This window comes from Pseudomonas sp. HN8-3 (assembly GCF_020790195.1).
Classification (GTDB): Bacteria; Pseudomonadota; Gammaproteobacteria; order Pseudomonadales; family Pseudomonadaceae; genus Aquipseudomonas; species Aquipseudomonas synxantha_A.
This window is the reverse complement of sequence record NZ_CP086206.1, coordinates 1,249,956-1,267,532: the sequence shown is the minus strand read 5'-3', so window position 1 is coordinate 1,267,532 and position 17,577 is coordinate 1,249,956. Positions and strand designations below refer to the sequence as shown.

Below are 17,577 nucleotides of genomic sequence, written 5' to 3'. Positions count from 1 at the left end.
CGTTTGGATGAGCGCCGTTTTTGAAAACAATGAGTATCAAGTGTGGGAGCTGGCAAGCCAGCTCCCACATTAGAGCGGCGTCAGGATCGCGCTTCGGCAATGATCTGGCGAATCGCGCCCACAAAGGCTTCAGCCGGCTGGCCGCCGCTGACAGCGTACTGGTCGTTGAACACAATGGTCGGCACCGAGGTCACTCCGCGGGTGATCCACAGTTTTTCCTGCTCGCGCACTTCGGCGGCATATTCATCAGAGGCGAGAATTTCGGCGGCGCGCTTCAAGTCCAGGCCGACGCTTTCGGCAATGATCGCCAGGGTCGCGTGGTCGGACGGGTCCTGGCCATCGCTGAAGTACGCCTTGAAGAGTGCTTCCTTGAGGTTGTACTGCAAGCCTTCCAACCCGGCCCAATGCAACAGGCGATGCGCATCGAAGGTGTTGTAGATGCGGCTCTGGCCGTCGGTGCGAAAAGCGAAGCCCAACGCTGCGCCCATGTCGCGGATGCGCGCACGGTTGGCCTGGGATTCTTCGGCGGTGGAGCCGTATTTTTCAGTGATGTGCTCGACGATGTTCTGACCTTCGGCGGGCATGTTCGGGTTCAGCTCGAACGGCTGGAAATGAATCTCGGCCTGCACCTCGGCACCAAGCTGGTCGAGGGCTTCGGTCAGGCCGCGCAGGCCGATGATGCACCAGGGGCAGGACACGTCGCTGACGAAATCGATTTTCAGGGGAGTACTCATGGTAGGCAACCTCGCTGGCTTGAATGCGCCGCAAAGGTTGCACGATACACCAACTTCACAACACCTTCGAAGGCTCGCCCAAGTCGATCTGCGCCCAGTGCGCGGTATCTTCACGATGAGCCTGCAGGTAGGGCAACACCGCCGCCAGCAACGGCGCCTTGAACGCTTCCTGGAAACGGTGGGCCAGGCCGGGTATCAGTTTCAACTGGCTACCCTGGATATGCGCGGCCAGGTGCACGCCGTGCATCACCGGCAACAACGGATCGGCCGTGCCGTGCACCACCAGGGTCGGCACGCGCAGTTGGTTGAGCAACGGCACGCGGCTGGGCTCGGCGAGGATCGCCATGATCTGGCGCTTGACGCCCTCGGGGTTGAACGCACGGTCGTAGGACAGCGCCGCCTGATGCAGCAACGCTTGACGATCATCCTTCACATTCGGGCTGCCCAGCGCCGCAAGCAAATCGGCTTGCTGCTCCAGGGCCACCTCACGATTGGGCGCGCTGCGCCGTGACAATAATTGCACCAGCGCCGCGTTCGGGGCGGGCAGGCCCTCGGCGCCGGAGCTGGTCATGATCAACGTGAGGCTTTCCACCCGCTGCGGCGCCATTGCCGCCAGGTGCTGGGCGATCATGCCGCCCATGCTTGCGCCAAGGACATGGAATTGCTGCACCTGCAACGCATCCATCAAGCCCAGCGCGTCGTCGGCCATGTCGGTCAATGTATACGGCGCAGCCACCGGCAAACCGAGCTTGTAGCGCAGCACCTCGAAGGTCAGGTTGGCACTGGCCGGCGCTTGCCGCCAGGTGGACAGGCCGACGTCACGGTTGTCGTAACGGATCACCCGAAACCCTTGCTCGCACAGGGCGACCACCACTTCATCCGGCCAGTGGATCAACTGCCCACCCAGGCCCATCACCAGCAGCAAGGCAGGGTCCGACGCCCGCCCGATACTTTGGTAGGCGATGCTCACCTGTTCCAGGTCGACGGTTTGGGTCGGGACATTGACATCACATCGAGAAGCCGCAAAGGACGGCAGGCCGAATAGCAGAGCGGCCAGTAAAAGCAACACACGCATGAAAAACACCGAAACGCAGAACCCCAGTAGAGCGCGAGTCTGATGAAGTTTGTTCAAGCGCGCTGCCACAGTTGCGTGACAATTTGATGAATGACGCCGAGCGGTCATCGGCCTCTAACTATGTAGGCCACAACCTTCCTCTTGCTCAACGTTAATGAGGCTCTCTTTTTTCGTGAGCACCGTCCCCTTTGGGTCGCCAGCGAATAAAGCTTGTTCACTTCAGCACAGTCCGCAACGTAGCGGCCTGTGCGCTCCAACGCCCTACTTCAAGGATTGAAACCATGACCCACACTACAGGCCCCACCGATTTCGGCGTCTGGTCTCCACTGCCGCTACCGAGCATTGACGAAGACCTGTTGGTCGACGCCACCCAACGCTGGCAAGACTGCCGCCGCGATATGCTCACGCTGATGGCCGGCATTCCGACGGTTCGCAGTTCGATCAACCGCCTGCTCCAAACCGATCTGCAACTGGACGGCGAGCGCGTGATGCTGCAATTCCCCGCTACCGAACAACGCGGCCGCAGCCTGATCAGCCTGACCGATGCCTGCCTCTACCTGCAACAACACCCAAACCTGGACACGACGCAAATACCGGAATGCAACCTGCTTTACCTGCCGGCGCAACCGCCCCTGGCGCAACACACCGTTGCCCAACTGCTCGATGAGCTTAAAACCCTGGATCTGGAGCAAGCGATCGAGGACAACTGGTTGCGCTATTGGCGCACGGAGCGGGCCCCCAATACGCCTCTGACCTGCCTCAACCGGGCGATCGAACTCTACCGGATCCACTTCGAAGCCAGTGGTGAACACTTGCTGGCCGAAAAAAAGATCCATCCCGAAGTGCTCACACCGTTGTTCTCGCTGATCAACCCGGTAGCGCCCACGGCCGACGCGCCAAAATTCTGCGCCGAGCAGCTGTTGCTCAAGCGCACCGGGGCCAATGCCATCGCGCTGCCCGGCGCCTGGGTCCTGACCCTGGATACAGAACAACCGGTCAGCCAACTGGTGTACCTGCCGACACAGGCGCCTGCCTGGCATACCTTTAGCCGGCGCCTGGACCTGGAACGTTGGTTGCTCGACCGGCAAACCACATTGTTCGCAGCCAGCGACATCGATCCCCTGGCCAGTATCGAGTACAAGATCAACAACAACCCGCTGGAAGCCGGCCTCAACCTTTGGCTCAAGCAGTTGGCCAACCAGCAATACCAGGACGCGATCAAGCCGTTGGCCCACGTCAAGATCCACAATGCCTACCAGGCCAGCCAGCACATTGACCAACGCGATGTTCAGCGCCGGGCCCAGGCACTCTTTGCGCAAGCGCCCGACCAACCGGGGACGACCGTCGATGCACAGGTCGACAGTAACCTGCCACAGTTCGGCCTGCTGCATAACGGCATGCACGCCAGCCAACGCAAGGTCCTGATAAGACAGCACCGCCGCGCCCTGGAAAAACTGTTCGGCAGCAACACCCCGACGAGCCCAGCCTGGCAATCGTTCAAACAGCAACTGGACAACCTGAAAGTGCAGCAACGCGCCGCTGAAGACGCGGCACGCGCCATGCTGGACCGTAGACACTTGGATTTCGCCGCACTCAACACCCACTACTCCGCGCTCTACCAGGCGCGCCTGCAGGGGCTGCGGATCGAGGCGAACATTCAGCGGGCCCTGGACCAGATCACCGAAGCCGAACTGCTACAGATCACCAGTGCCCTGGATACGCCTGAGCCTGACGTCATGACGTTGGTGTTGTCGGTCAAGCGGCCCGGCGATCTCCAGCCGACACACACCGAACTCAACGGGCCGCTGGTCTTGCTTCCCCCCCAGGACCCGCAAACCCCAACCACCGGCAGCGGCACGCATTTCGTCTACTGGCCCGGTAACGACGGCGGCTTGCAACGCTTCGCCTCCCGACAGGCGCTGGAAGAAGCTTTGTTCGCCATCCATCCCCAAGATGAGGTACTGGCCCTGCAGTTCAAGCCATTGGCCCAAGATCCCTTCGAGTACAGCCTGAGCAGTCAACAAACCGCCTTCGAAGAAAAAGCCGCGAGACTGCGCCAAACCTGGTCCGCCCCGGAAGACGCCGCAACGCTAGCCGGTGAGTTGGAAAGACTGCGTGCACAAACGCTGCCGAGCTTGCTGATCCCGGATAACGCGGCACGCGAAGCCGCGTACCTGCAACTCATCGAGCAATACAATGCCCAGGTGCTGGCCAACGACATGCAACCGTGGATGCGCCTACAGTCCACAGAAAAACACGAAACCCTAAAGAAACTGCTGAGCGCCTATATCCCCGCGCTGACCCGTTCACAGGCCTTGTTTGGACGCTCGCTGCCAGCACGTGACGTGTTTGTCAGCCAACAGCTGGATGCACGCTTGCGCAAGGATTTCGGCATTAAAAAAGGTTTTACCCTGGAGCTGGAGCTGCCCGACTCGGTGGCGCAAAAGCGCGATATCGTTGCCGGTGCCGCGCCGGGCTCGCCAATCAAAATGATCGATGTCCCCAGCGCTAAACGCAGCAAGATGCCCCTGGATACCCTGGCCTTACTCAACATCGGCTCTGATATAAGTCTGCGCCTGGGGTTCGTGAGCGTCGAAGTGACGGCCGATGATCCCCTCGAAGGCAACACCCTGAAGGCGGGTGTCACCAGCCACTATCTGGCGGCCATGGTCAAGGACCTCAATCTGGCGCAACGCTATGAAACGCGGATTATCAGGGCCTTCGATGGTTCACCGGAGGAGTCTACATTCCAAAAACAGTACCGCCGCGAATGCCTGGTCGAACCCCTGCGTCTGATGCTCAAGGCCCAAGGCCTGCTGGCGGTCATGCAAAACCATATCAACAGCGACGAACTGAGTACCCTCAATACAGCGATCGATGCCGATACCCAGAGCGCCTGGGATGTCGATGGCAAGCGCATCCGCCTGTTGCCGGCCCACCTGAGCATAGGCGGCAAGGACACAAACCAGGAAAGCCCGATCACACTATCGGGTATCACATTCATTGAGGAACAGAACAGCGGGAGCATCGTGCTCTACCTACCCGACGCCCCCGACCAACGCTACCTGCGCGGTTATGCCAGCCTTGAAAAGGCGCGCCTTGCTCTGTTTGAACTGTGCCGGCTCGACAGCATGTTGGAGTATGTCGCGGGCCGTGCAATCAAGGGGGACGTACGGGCACACATCAGCCGCATCGGCCAGGCCATCGACAAAGACCAAAACGCGATGATCCAGTCAGGCTTTGCTTGGCCGGCCACCACTTCGCTGGCTGTCCATCAGTTGAATGCCCATAGGGGCCGCCTGCTCGAAGCCCATCGTAATGACTCGCGCTCCAACGATGATCTGGCCAATGAGAGGTACCATCTTCAAAGCGCCAAGGTGTTCAACGGCATCAAAATTGCCCTGAGTATTGTCCCGGTGGTTGGCACCGCCGTATCCCTGGTAGACGCTCGCATCAGCCTACATCAGGCGGTTGCTGCGTTCCGGCGCGGTGATATCGACGATGGCATCGACCTGCTGGCCTCGGTGTTCGAAAGCCTGTTGTATGCGGCCATGGATGCCCTGGCCATGGCCGCGGTGCCCAGCGCACGCGCCAGCACCGCCCGCCAACTGACCGCAGCACGCCAAGGCAAACAGGCGCCAAGCCCAAGCTTCTGGCGATCCTTGAAACGCCGCCAGGGCACCACCACTCGCCAGCGCTTCGCTGGCTTCGAACACCCCGACCCCCTTGCAAGCGGCAGCCTGCAACCGGTGTTGACCGGGCCCTATCGCCACACCTTGCGCCATAACGTGTCCGGCGATTACTTCATCTTCAGTGAAGGGCGTTATTACAGAGTCAGGTACGACGCCGGCACCGGAGAAATGCGCCTGATTGCCAGAAACAGGTACGACAGTGTGGTCGTTGAGCTGGACCCTGCCCTGCAATGGGACACTTACGGAGCGCTGCATGGTGGTCGCAACACCGTTTATGGCGGTGGCAGCCGGCGCAGAGGGCGTGGGGAAGCCCAGCCGGGCAGCGTTCCACCGGCGGTCAATCGGCAACTCCCGGCACCCGCGCTGGAGGTCAATACGCAGCGCGCTACGCTCGGTAACGATGTGACAACCCAATACAACAACCTTAAGACCCAAGTCGATGCCAGCACCGCAAAGTTAAGAAAATACGCAAGCGACTATCCAACCCCCTCAACCACGTCCACTCAAAGAACAACAGACAGCAAAGCCCTGGATGTCGACCTGGCCAGGGACATCGAAAGCGCCAAGAAGATGTATACGTCGCTCGAACTGGCCCAGCAACAGCAAGTCCGCCTACCCGACTTCAACTATGCAGCAGAACTGAGTAAAACAGCCCACATTGTGTCGGACCGACTCAATCACCTGATTCACCATGCCAGCAACCGTTCCGTGGCGTCACTTGACCGATCCATCGCGATCACCCAGCAACTGGATAACCTGTCTCCAGCCTCCCCCATCACTCAAACACTGCTCAATGAAGTGAGGCAATGCCGCCTGAACATACTTGATGATCTTAACGTGATAGAGCGCTCGATGAAGGACATGGGCACCTGGAGCAAACGCATTACCGCCAGAGCGGCGCGCACAGAGGTCGCGGCCAACCTGGCTCATTGGAAGCAGAAATTTACCGACCTGCGCATTACCAGTATGCGCAGCGGCCAACTGTTGCACCCCATCACCCGCCGACAGCAAACCGTGGGCATTGACTGGATCTACCAGGAAACTGCGGTGAATCAGGCCAGGCACAACGTCAGCCGCGCTCTAACCGCGCACATGACCCTACCCGAAGCCAATATCAGCCGGGTCGAACGCAATCGAATATTGCAGAACTGCATCAAGGTCTATGAAGAATTCTCACGTGATCTGAGTGCCTGGAACGAGAGGTCACCAGATCATTTCGATCCGAACTTTTTCCAACTCATGCAAAAAGACCTTGACCGCTTGATTCGAAAAGCCGAACGGGCCATCAAGAAACCCGCCTCCGAGCCCAATCCAAACGCTACTCGGAAGGCCTTTGAAACCGAGGACGGGCAACTATTGATAGGCACCGAAAAACCCGCCGGGCAACAATCACCGCGACAATTCATCATCAGCGACGCCGACGGCAATCCCACTGAGGTATGGGATAGGGTTGGCGACAGCAACACCTACCGTTTGAACCCGACCCAGAGCCAACCTGCCGCCGCCCCGCCTGCGCTGCCCACCGACCGCCGCGCCACGCTTGCGGATGCCCGTACCCGCCTGGACGCAGTGGATGCTTTTGAAAAGCAGGTGCGAGGGTACAAAACCATGGAGCCGATCAACCTCGAACACAGGCTGGTCACCGAAGCCAAACAACTCAGGATTCGCGCCAACAACGTGCAAAGCCTGGACGCGGGCAACCCGATTGTCGATCAATTACGCACTCGTGCAACTGCGCTTGAACAGGCAGGCGAAGCCTTACGGATCCAACGCAGCCTGGAAAGCCCAACGCCGACTGAAGGCTACCTGGACTATCTGGCCGGTAAAGGCCGAGTGGTGATTCGAAAAATCGGCGCGCGTAAAAAGCTCAGGGACAAACGCCCTGACGGCAAAGACGACTACCTGCAGGAATACGAGATCTACGACTCGAACCGGCAGGCTAAGGCTGACCAACCGATCTGGTACGCGCACTTTCACTATGACGCGCTGCAGTCCTCGTTCGACAGTTTCCCCAAGGCGCATTTAAAGCGCTTTGAACAACGCTACCTGGGAATGAAATGGCAAGCCGCAGCAGAGGGACTGGCATTTGCAGACACTAAAATCTGGCGTGGGTCTATCGAAAAGCCCTTCGCCAGAATGCACTTCCAGGCGCTGAAGTAAGCCCAATAGGTGGGCGGCCAACATGAAGAGCTTTCAATGAATTATCATTGTGCGCAAATACTATTCATGGAGGCGACAGTGCTGGAAATCCGTCATCTAAAAACACTGCATGCCCTGCGTGAAGCCGACAGCCTGGTAGAGGCAGCCGAGCGCCTGCACCTGACACAGTCCGCCTTGTCCCACCAGTTCAAGGAACTGGAAGAGCGCCTGGGCATGCCGCTGTTCGCGCGCAAGACCAAGCCTGTGCGCTTCACCAGCGCAGGTCTGCGTCTGCTGCAACTGGCGGACGCCACCCTGCCCTTGCTGCGTGGCGCCGAACGCGACATCGCACGGCTGGCAGGCGGCACCGCCGGGCGCCTGCACATGGCCATCGAATGCCACAGCTGCTTCCAGTGGCTGATGCCGACTATCGACCAGTTCCGCGATGCGTGGCCGGAGGTCGAGCTCGACCTGGCCTCCGGCTTTGCCTTCGCCCCCCTGCCGGCCCTGGCCCGTGGCGACCTGGACCTGGTGGTGACTTCCGACCCGCTGGAGCTGCCGGGTATCACCTATGTGCCGCTGTTCACCTACGAAGCCATGTTGGCCGTGGCCAACCAGCACCCGCTGGCGAACAAGTCATACATCGTGCCGGAAGATCTGCTGACGGAAACCCTGATCACCTACCCGGTGGAAAGAGACCGCCTGGACATCTTCACCCGCTTCCTGGAACCGGCCGACGTGGAACCCGCCCTGGTACGCACCTCGGAGCTGACGGTGATGATGATGCAACTGGTGGCCAGCGGCCGAGGCGTCTGCGGTATGCCCCACTGGGCGCTGCATGAGTACAGCTCACGCGGGTATGTGAAGGCCAAGCGCCTGGGCGAGAAAGGTCTGTTCGCCACGCTGTACGCGGGCATTCGGGCGGACATGTTGGACGCGCCGTACATGCGCGACTTCTTGCTGACGGCCAAGGACACGTCGTTTTCCACCCTGGATGGGGTCAGCGCAGTGCGTTAAGCGACTTCGCAGCCCCCCTAACCACGATGCGAAGCGAGCCGCTCTTGATCTGCTTTTGATCTCAGGCGCCCCGTTAAACCACGCTGGCCGGAATTCGATAGGGATTTGGGGGGTAAACCGGCAGGGATGCCGGTTTAGCCGCCCCGCGCCATGGATGGCGCGTGGCGGCGGCCCCCCTAATCCCTGGCGGATTACGGGCACACCGAGCCTGGGCGAGGTGCCGAGTGGTGGGGCAAGAGCCCTTTGGTTACTTTGGGGCTCTTTTCCAAAGTGACCCGCTGTAAGAGCGGAACCAATAGCAGCCGTTACCCAAATAACGGATATGTACTCAGTCTGATCCAGCATCCCAACCAACCCTGAGGCCGCCATCGGGGGCAAGTCGAACCGTCGCACCGCCCCTCCCACATTGGATATCACTGATCTTTTAACTCACGCCACATGTGGATCTTGTCGAAATACTCCTCACCTACCCGCACCGCCAACGGCTCCAAGCCGTACTGAATGAAGCCGCAACGCTGGTACAGCGCAAACGCTGCCTCATTCCCGGCAGTGACAGTCAGTTGGATCAGCTCCAGCCGCGGGTGCCTACGGGCCTCCTCCAGCGCGGCCTCTACCAGTTGCCGGCCCAAGCCTCGCTGTTGATAAGCCGCGCTCACATACATGCCGAATAATGTCGCCTTGTGCCACGCCTTCTCCCGCGGTTCGAACGCCAGGCCGACGATACCCGCCAATTGGTCGCCCTCGAATGCGCCAAGCAGGTGATCCAGCGCGCTGCTCACGCGTTTTTCCCACCAGCTCAGGGGCATCGCGGCGCGCTCGGCAACACTGGAGGTAAACGCCTGGGGATAAGCGCCATAAGCCTCAAGCATCAACGCCCGATACGCCAGGGCATCGCTAGCCTGCAGCGGGCGAATCATCATGCGCTGAGCAAGGAAGCACGATAATGCGGCAGGATGAACTCACGCGTCAGCGGCGCCAACTCCAGGCCACCGTCGCCCATGGGGTCGATCCAGCATATTTCTTCTATTTCAGCCGCCGGTTCGACCGCCACGTCGATATGCAGCTGGTACATATCGGCCTGCACCATAAAACCCGGCTCGTTTGCGGCCCGGCTCGAGAATTGGCCGAGGTACACGGCTTCTTGCGGATTGATGTGCAGGTTCAGCTCTTCGTGCAGCTCACGAGCCAACGCCTGGAGCGGGGTTTCGTCAGCGTCGATCTTGCCGCCAGGCTGCATGAAGGCCCGGGTGCCGCGCTTGCGTACCAGCAGGGTTTGGCCGTTTTTATCGATCAGGACGGCGGCGGCGATGCGGATAGTTGAATGGCTCATGAAGGAATCGAGGTCTCGTCCGGTTGTTTGATGAATATGCTGTATTTGGCACCCTCCATGGCTTCGAAGGCAATCAGCTTGTCTACCAGCGGCAGGTTCAACACCTTGCCGGCGTTGAGCAGCAACATGCCGTTGTCGGCATTGAGGTTGCGGGCCAGCACCATCCCGGCTTCAAGTTCGCGGGTAGTGAGGACTTTGACCGTGGGGTCGCCCAGGGTCACGTCACTGAGGAAAGCCGCGCAGGCCAGCACAAAGTCTTCCACCAGCGTCGGGTCATACAAACGCCCGGCGTATTTGCGGATATACAGCAGCGCTTCGTCGCTGTTCAGGTGCCGCTCCAGGATCAAGCCCTTTTGCAGCTCGATGAAATCCACCGCCAGCTTCAACAACCGCGCCCCCGCCGGAATGGCCTCGCCCTTGAGGTGGTCGGGAAACCCGGAGCCGTCCCAGCGCTCCTGGTGATGACGAATGATCCGCGCTGCATCCTTCATCGGCTCCAGGGTCATCAACAGTGATTCGCTTTGCGTCGGGTACTCGCGATACTGCGCGCGGTCGGTGCTGTGCAGCTTGTCCGCCGGCGACACCATCATGCTGTCGCTCCAGCTCAGCTTGCCGATGTTGTACAGCGCGGCGGCCATGGTCAGGTCGCGGGTGCTGGCTTCGTCCAGGGACTGGGCGGAACAGCACACGCGGATCAGCTCGATCAACGCGCGGTTGGTCTGCTTGTTCTTGGGCAAGCGCAGGTTGGCCAACAGCGAAAACACTTCAGTGCCGGTCACGTAGCTGCGCTTGAGCTCGTCATAGGCCAGGTCGAGCATATCGGCGGTCTGCTGCAACTCGGCGGTGCGCGCGGTCACGCGTTTTTCCAGGGTGGCGTTGAGCGCTTTGAGCTGCTCGTTCTGCTCGCGGGTCAGGTGTTGGAGCCGCTGGTGTTCGAGGCACTGCTGCAGCACCAGTATCAGCTCTGCGTCATTCCAGGGCTTGCTGATGTAGCGGTGGATCTGCCCATCATTGATTGCCTTGATGATGGTGTCATGGTCTGCGTAACCGGTGAGCAGGATGCGGCCGGTGGCGGGATACAGGCGGTGAACCTGCGCCAGAAGCGTGGCCCCGTCCATACCGGGCATACGCGCATCGCTCATCACCAAATCCACGGGCCGACTGGCCATGATCTCCAGCGCCTGGGTGCCGCTGGTGGCCAATAACACCTCGTAAGGCTGGCCGCGCAGCAAGCGGCGCAGGCTATTGAGGATCGATTCCTCATCGTCAACCAGCAAAACGGCAGACTTCGTAGCGAGTTGTTCATCCATGGTGACTCTGCCTTCAAATTGAACGAAGTTAAGCTAGATTGACGCGGGGGCGTGCCGTACCGGCTCCCGGCGCACAGCGCTGTTGATTTGACGCCAAGTGGCCGTCGATATCAAGGAGTTCGACTATGCTGTCACTGCCAGTTGGCACCGAGCTACGCAGTCCAGCCAGGGAAGGAATCGCTATGCAATCAAATCTTTTGCCTAGGCCAGACGCGCCATGAACACCCAAGGTGAACGGGCCAACCGTCGCATCCTCATCGTCGATGACACCGCCTCGATCCATCAGGACTTTCGCAAGATCCTCTGCGCCGATGAAGACGGCAAGCCCTCCCTCGACACCCTGGAGTCGACCCTGTTCGGTACCACTGCACCGTTGCGCCAAGCGTTCGAGCTGGATTCCGCCTACCAGGGTCAGGAAGCGCTGGCGCTGGTGAACAAGGCGCTGGCGGACAACGCCCCCTACGCCATGGTGTTTATCGACATGCGCATGCCGCCCGGCTGGGACGGGCTGCAAACCATCGAACAGCTATGGAACGTCGACCCCAACCTGCAAATCGCCCTGTGCACCGCCTACTCCGACTATTCCTTTGAGGCCATCGAAGCGCGACTGAAATACAGCGATCAGTTGCTGATCCTGAAAAAACCTTTCGACCCCTTGGAAATCCGCCAGATGGCCAGCGCACTGACCTGGAAATGGCAACTGGCCCAGGACGTGGCCCACAAGGTGCTCGGCCTGGAACGCATCATTGAAGAACGCGTGCAGGAACTGCTCAAGGTCTCGCACCTGTTGCAATACGATGCCCTCACCGAGTTGCCCAACAGCACGTTATTCGGCGACCGGCTGACCCAGGCCATCGCCCTGGGCCGGCGGCATGACTCGCAACTGGCGGTGATGTTTATCGGGCTGGACCGCTTCAAACGCATCAACAACGCCCTCGGCTATCCGGTGGGCGATGAAGTGCTGCAGCACGTCAGTCGCAGCCTGGTGGCGACGGTACGCGCTTCGGATTCAACGTTTCGCTACGGCGCCGATGAGTTCGTGATCCTGCTCAACGATATCCAACACCCTCAGCAAACCCAACACATTGCGCAAAAACTGCTCAGCGCCGTCAGCGCAACGCGTCATATTGCGGGGCACGACCTGAACGTCACCGCAAGCCTGGGTATCAGCATTTACCCCAATGACAGTACCAATGCGGTGCAACTGATCAAGCACGCCGAAACCGCCATGCGCACCAGCAAGGAACGTGGCCCCAACGACTTCAGCTTTTACACCGAAGACATGAACCGCCGCGCCCAGCACCAGCAAAACCTGGAGAGCGCGATGCGCCAGGCCCTGGAACGCCATGAGTTCGTCCTGCATTACCAACCCAAGCTGGATCTGGCGTCCGGGCGGATCGTCGGCGCCGAGGCGTTGACCCGCTGGTTTGAACCGCAGTCAGGCTGGATCAGCCCGGCGCAGTTCATTCCGGTGGCCGAAGACAGCGGGCTGATCGTGCGCCTGACCCAGTGGGTGTTGCGCCAGGCCTGCGAGCAAGCCCAAGCCTGGCGGGATCTGGGCCTGGCGCCGCTGCGCATGTCGGTGAACATCTCGGCGATCGACTTTCGCCAACGGGACTTCGTCGACAACCTGGCCGCCATCCTCAAGCAAACCGGCCTGCCGCCCGCCCAGCTGGAGCTGGAAATCACCGAAAGCGTGCTGATGCAGAATGTCGACGAGACCGTAGATACCCTGCGCAGAATCAAGGCCATGGGCGTGCGTCTGGCGCTGGATGATTTCGGTACCGGCTATTCGAGTCTGAGCTACCTGCGGCGCTTTCCCATCGATGTGCTGAAAATCGACCAGTCCTTCGTGCGCGGCCTCAGCGTAAATAACCAGGACGAACAACTGATCAGCGCTATCATCGGCATGGGCAAGAGCCTGGAGCTGAACATCATTGCCGAAGGCGTGGAAACCGTCGAGCAACTCAATTTCCTCAAGGCCCACAAGTGTGAAGAGGGCCAGGGTTTTCTCTTCAGCAAGGCGTTGCCCCCCAAGGATTTCGTGCAGTTGCTGCAAGTGGGTTGCGCGACACTGATGCCCCATCCATAGCCCTAGGCCTGCAAGGAGTGCTCGCTTGAGCAACGTTTCAACTACCCGATTCAGCCTTGTGCTCGCGTTGGGCCTGTGCACCGGCGCAGTACTCGCGGCCGCACCGCTGGACGAAGCCCTAAAGCCGTTGCCGAGTGTTCCCCTACAGGATCCGGCCAAGGTTGAGCTGGGCCGTCGGCTGTTCAATGATCCGCGCTTATCGGCCAATAACAGCTTGTCCTGCGCCAGCTGCCATCACCTGGAAACCGGCGGCGCCGACAACAAACCTTTCTCCCTTGGCCTGGATGGCAAGCCGGTGCCACTCAATACGCCCACCGTGTTCAACGCCAGCCTGAACTTCAAGCAGTTCTGGAATGGCCGGGTGGACACCCTTCAAGCGCAGATCGAGCACGCGGTCATCAGCCCGGTGGAAATGGGCAGCGACTGGAAAGCTGTGGAATACAACCTGTCCGCCTACCCTGATTACCAGCGCGCCTTCGCGCAGGTGTATGCCGATGGCGTCAGTGCCGCCAACGTGCAGGATGCGCTGGCGAGTTACGAGCGCACGCTGCTGACGCCCAACTCGCGGTTCGACCAGTACCTGCTGGGCAACACCGAGATACTGACGATCAAGGAAAAATACGGCTACCAGCGTTTCAAGGAGTACGGCTGTATTGCCTGCCATCAGGGCGTGAATATCGGCGGCAATATGTTGCAGAAATTCGGCGTGATGGACGATTACTTCAAGGCACGAGGCAACCCGGTCGAATCGGACCTGGGCCGCTACCTGCTGACCGGCGATGAAGAGGACCGCCACGTGTTCAAGGTGCCCAGCCTGCGCAATGTGGCCGTCACCGCACCTTACTTCCACGACGCCTCGGCCAAGACGCTTGAAGAGGCGGTTGACGTGATGTTCAAGTATCAGTTGGGGCGCAATCCTTCTCAGGAAGACAAGGAGCTGATTATCCAGTTTCTCAGAACCTTGACCGGCGAATGGGCGGGCAAGCCGCTATGAGACGTTTCTCGCGCCGTCGTGCCAGCCAGATGCTGCTGGGCCTGATAGCCTTGTTATTGGCCTCTACACTGGTGTTTTTGTACCTCAAATCTTCCCGCGACCAAACAGCCACTTATACCCAGTCCCGGGACCTGATCCGCCAGCTTCAGCAACTCAATGCCCAATGGGACAGTGAAGTGCTCAAGGCCCGGATCGCGATTACCCACAACTACGATCCGCTGGTCACGCCCCTCTCGGACATGACCCGTATCTGGTCTGAACTACAAGGCCGCGACACCTACCACAACCCTGCCGACCTGCCGAGTTGGCAAGCCAGCCAGGCAGCGTATGTGGCCGCCATCCAGGAAAAAGCCCGACTGGTGGATCAGTTCAAGTCCCACAACGCCGTGTTGCGCAACTCGCTGGCGTTTTTGCCGACCGCCGAAGACGACATTCAAGCCCAATTCAACCAGATTGACGATCAAGGCCGGCTGCAACTGCAAGGCGTGGCCACCGACACTTACGACCTGCTGCTCAGCAGCCTGGAGTTTGCCCAGGTCACCAGCGATGAACGCGCCGCCGATATCCTGGTGGGCCTGGGCAAACTGGCGATCAACAAACAGAGCCTGCCCAGTGAGTTCCAGGCGCCGGTGGATATCCTCAGCAACCATATTTCGCTGATCCTGCGCGAGCAGCCGCTGGTCAACAGCCTCCTCGAACGCATTGCCGCCGTGCCGGTGGCCGAGCGCCTCGATGACCTGACCACCCACCTCAATCAGGACCAGCAGACCGCGGACCTCGTTGACCATCAATATCATCGCTACCTGCTGATCTTCTCGACGCTGCTGGTGGTGCTGTTGCTCTACCTGGCGGTGCGTCTGCTGCGCAGTTTCGCCGAGATCAACCGCGTCAATCGCGCCTTGCAATCGGCCAACGAAACCCTGGAGCAACGGGTGGAACGGCGCACCCAACAACTCAAGGATGCCCAGAGCGAACTGCTGGACAGCGCCCGCCAGGCAGGCATGGCAGAGATCGCCACCAACGTGCTGCACAACGTCGGCAACGTGCTCAACAGCGTGAATATTTCTGCCGAGCTGGTCAGCCGTAAACTGCGCGGCAGCAAAGCGCTGGGCCTGGGCAAAGCGATGCAATTGATCAACGCACACCAGGGCGACCTGGGCACCTTTCTCACCGAAGATGCAAAGGGCAAATTGCTGCCCGGCTACCTCAACCAACTGGTGGAAGCGATCGCCATGGAGCAACAGGGCATGAGCGATGAGCTGGCGCAACTGAGCAAAAGCATCGATCACATCAAGGACATCGTCTCGACCCAGCAATCCTATGCCGGCGCCGCCACATTGCTGGAGCCAATCAATATCGGCGCCTTGATGGACGATGCCCTGCGCATGAACGCCGGCGCGCTGAGCCGTCACCACGTCACTGTGGTCAAGGAATACGCACAGGTACCGCAGATCCTCGGCGACAAGCATCGCCTGCTGCTGATCATGGTCAACCTGATCAGCAACGCCAAGTACGCCATGTCCAACCTTTCCGAGAGGCCACGGCAAATCACGCTGAAGGTCGAGGCCCAGGGTGAAGATACCTTGAAGATCAGTGTGAAGGACGATGGCGAAGGCATACCACCCGAGAACATGACACGGATCTTCACCCATGGTTTTACCACGCGCAAAGAAGGCCATGGCTTCGGCCTGCACAGCTGCGCCCTGGCCGCGGTGCAAATGCACGGCCAGCTCAGTGCTCACAGCGACGGGCCGGGCCTCGGCGCGGTATTCACCTTGACCATTCCCCTGACCCTTGCCGGAAGCAGCTCATGAACCAACCTCCCAACCGGCGCGTCCTGCTGATCGATGACACACCGTCCATTCATGAGGATTTTCGCAAGATCCTGATGCCGGATACTGCGCCCAACCAGGCGCTGGATGACATGGAGTCGGCACTGTTTGGTGACGCGGCCAAGCCCCAGGCCCAGGCGTTCGAACTGCATTCGGCCTATGGCGGCGAAGAGGGCCTGGGCTTGCTCACCAGCGCCATGGCGCAGCAGCGTCCTTATGCACTGGCGTTCGTTGACATGCGCATGCCCCAAGGCTGGGACGGCGCGAAGACGATCGAGGCGTTATGGCAGGTCGCACCCGAGTTGCAAGTGGTGGTGTGCACCGCGTACTCGGATTACTCCTGGGAAGACCTGCTGTTGCGCCTGCAGGCCCATGACCGTTTGCTGATCCTGAAAAAACCGTTCGACAATATTGAAGTGCAACAAATGGCCAATACCTTGGCCAATAAATGGGACATGGCCCGGCGTGCGTCGCTGCAAACATCTCTGCTGGAACAACTGGTTGAAGAACGCACCCAGGCGCTGCAATTGGAAATCAACGAGCGCAAGCATCTGGAAAGCCAACTGGTGCAGTCGGAAAAGCTCGCCTCCCTTGGGCAGCTCGCCGCCGGCGTCGCCCATGAAATCAACAACCCGGTGGGGTTTATTTCCTCCAACCTCAGCACGCTCGACAGCTACTTCACGCAGCTGCAACAGATGCTCGACGCCTATCAACGCAGCGAGGAACACCTCGCGGCGCCAGAACAGCGGGATCAGCTAAAGGTTTTGCGCACCGACCTGGAACTGGATTTCCTCAAGGAAGACATACCGATCCTGATCCGCGAATCCAAGGAAGGGATTGGCCGTGTCGTGCAGATCGTCAAAGACCTGAAGAACTTCTCACGCGTGGATAACGACCAGACCTGGCAACTGGCTGACCTGCAGCAAGGCATCGATTCGACCCTGAACATCGTCGCCAGCGAACTCAAGTACAAGGCCGACGTGGTCAAGCACTACACGCCCCTGCCGGACATCGAATGCCTGGCCTCGCAGCTCAATCAGGTAGTGATGAACCTGGTGATCAATGCGGCCCAGGCCATGGGGCCCCAGCGTGGCACCATTACCATCAGCAACGGCGTGGAAGGCGAGAATATCTGGCTGGAAGTGGCCGATAACGGCTGCGGAATTGCCCCTGAAAGCTTACAGAAGATTTTCGACCCGTTCTTTACCACCAAGCCTGTGGGCGAAGGGACTGGACTGGGATTGTCTCTGTCCTACGGCATCATCAAGAAACACGGCGGGGATATCTCCGTCAGCAGCGAACTGGGCAGGGGCACGACATTTCGCGTGGTGTTGCCGATTCGCCAGAAGGCGGCGTAGGGCA

General features: G+C 59.8%; 11 protein-coding genes. 6 read left to right on the top strand and 5 right to left on the bottom strand.

Features of this window, described 5'->3' with window-relative positions; translation table 11 throughout:
- Positions 1 to 80 precede the first annotated feature (80 nt).
- Both LJX92_RS05490 and LJX92_RS05485 read right to left on the bottom strand, forming a co-directional pair.
- Positions 81 to 734 carry a DsbA family oxidoreductase gene (locus tag LJX92_RS05490; protein ID WP_032877552.1) on the bottom strand — a complete coding sequence of 218 codons (654 nt, stop codon included), beginning with the start codon at positions 732 to 734 and terminating at the stop codon, positions 81 to 83.
- 55 nt (positions 735 to 789) lie between these two features.
- Positions 790 to 1,809: an alpha/beta fold hydrolase gene (locus tag LJX92_RS05485; protein ID WP_216090811.1), complete on the bottom strand. Its 1,020-nt coding sequence runs from the start codon at positions 1,807 to 1,809 to the stop codon at positions 790 to 792.
- Between the two features lie 281 nt (positions 1,810 to 2,090).
- Here LJX92_RS05485 and LJX92_RS05480 point away from each other — a divergent pair, with 281 nt between their 5' ends.
- Both LJX92_RS05480 and metR read left to right on the top strand, forming a co-directional pair.
- Positions 2,091 to 7,661, top strand: coding sequence for a dermonecrotic toxin domain-containing protein (locus LJX92_RS05480; protein ID WP_228309391.1), 5,571 nt, complete (start codon positions 2,091 to 2,093; stop codon positions 7,659 to 7,661).
- A gap of 78 nt (positions 7,662 to 7,739) precedes the next feature.
- The gene (gene metR, locus LJX92_RS05475; RefSeq protein ID WP_005785216.1) at positions 7,740 to 8,657 is read left to right on the top strand and encodes a transcriptional regulator MetR; all 918 of its coding nucleotides are present in this window, start codon (positions 7,740 to 7,742) and stop codon (positions 8,655 to 8,657) included.
- Between the two features lie 413 nt (positions 8,658 to 9,070).
- Here the strand turns inward: metR and LJX92_RS05470 are convergent, their stop codons facing one another.
- From LJX92_RS05470 to LJX92_RS05460, 3 genes are read right to left on the bottom strand one after another with little or no spacing between them, the layout of a single operon-like run.
- Positions 9,071 to 9,577 carry a GNAT family N-acetyltransferase gene (locus LJX92_RS05470; protein WP_032877554.1) on the bottom strand — a complete coding sequence of 169 codons (507 nt, stop codon included), beginning with the start codon at positions 9,575 to 9,577 and terminating at the stop codon, positions 9,071 to 9,073.
- Entirely contained in the window at positions 9,574 to 9,987 is a 414-nt protein-coding gene (locus LJX92_RS05465; RefSeq protein WP_032877555.1) for an NUDIX hydrolase, read from the bottom strand. Before LJX92_RS05465 ends, LJX92_RS05470 begins: the two co-directional genes overlap by 4 nt.
- Entirely contained in the window at positions 9,984 to 11,297 is a 1,314-nt protein-coding gene (locus tag LJX92_RS05460; RefSeq protein ID WP_032877556.1) for an HD domain-containing phosphohydrolase, read from the bottom strand. The genes LJX92_RS05465 and LJX92_RS05460 overlap by 4 nt, the downstream gene beginning before the upstream one ends.
- A 217-nt stretch (positions 11,298 to 11,514) precedes the next feature.
- Between LJX92_RS05460 and LJX92_RS05455 the strand changes: the two genes are divergently transcribed.
- Genes LJX92_RS05455 through LJX92_RS05440 form a run of 4 tightly spaced genes read left to right on the top strand, consistent with a single transcriptional unit; the run spans position 11,515 to position 17,573 of the window.
- Positions 11,515 to 13,389: a putative bifunctional diguanylate cyclase/phosphodiesterase gene (locus LJX92_RS05455; RefSeq protein WP_228309390.1), complete on the top strand. Its 1,875-nt coding sequence runs from the start codon at positions 11,515 to 11,517 to the stop codon at positions 13,387 to 13,389.
- 25 nt (positions 13,390 to 13,414) lie between these two features.
- Entirely contained in the window at positions 13,415 to 14,383 is a 969-nt protein-coding gene (locus LJX92_RS05450; protein WP_103733401.1) for a cytochrome-c peroxidase, read from the top strand.
- Positions 14,380 to 16,197, top strand: coding sequence for a DAHL domain-containing protein (locus LJX92_RS05445; RefSeq protein ID WP_228309389.1), 1,818 nt, complete (start codon positions 14,380 to 14,382; stop codon positions 16,195 to 16,197). The genes LJX92_RS05450 and LJX92_RS05445 overlap by 4 nt, the downstream gene beginning before the upstream one ends.
- Complete coding sequence (locus LJX92_RS05440) at positions 16,194 to 17,573, top strand: ATP-binding protein (protein ID WP_032877560.1); 1,380 nt, start codon at positions 16,194 to 16,196, stop codon at positions 17,571 to 17,573. Before LJX92_RS05445 ends, LJX92_RS05440 begins: the two co-directional genes overlap by 4 nt.
- Positions 17,574 to 17,577: the final 4 nt, after the last annotated feature.

Coding starts and splice junctions, on each gene's coding strand:
- LJX92_RS05490 (WP_032877552.1), bottom strand. CDS start 734: ATGAGTACTCCCCTGAAAATCGATTTCGTCAGCGACGTGTCCTGCCCC.
- LJX92_RS05485 (WP_216090811.1), bottom strand. CDS start 1,809: ATGCGTGTGTTGCTTTTACTGGCCGCTCTGCTATTCGGCCTGCCGTCC.
- LJX92_RS05480 (WP_228309391.1), top strand. CDS start 2,091: ATGACCCACACTACAGGCCCCACCGATTTCGGCGTCTGGTCTCCACTG.
- LJX92_RS05470 (WP_032877554.1), bottom strand. CDS start 9,577: ATGATGATTCGCCCGCTGCAGGCTAGCGATGCCCTGGCGTATCGGGCG.
- LJX92_RS05465 (WP_032877555.1), bottom strand. CDS start 9,987: ATGAGCCATTCAACTATCCGCATCGCCGCCGCCGTCCTGATCGATAAA.
- LJX92_RS05460 (WP_032877556.1), bottom strand. CDS start 11,297: ATGGATGAACAACTCGCTACGAAGTCTGCCGTTTTGCTGGTTGACGAT.
- LJX92_RS05455 (WP_228309390.1), top strand. CDS start 11,515: ATGAACACCCAAGGTGAACGGGCCAACCGTCGCATCCTCATCGTCGAT.
- LJX92_RS05445 (WP_228309389.1), top strand. CDS start 14,380: ATGAGACGTTTCTCGCGCCGTCGTGCCAGCCAGATGCTGCTGGGCCTG.
- LJX92_RS05440 (WP_032877560.1), top strand. CDS start 16,194: ATGAACCAACCTCCCAACCGGCGCGTCCTGCTGATCGATGACACACCG.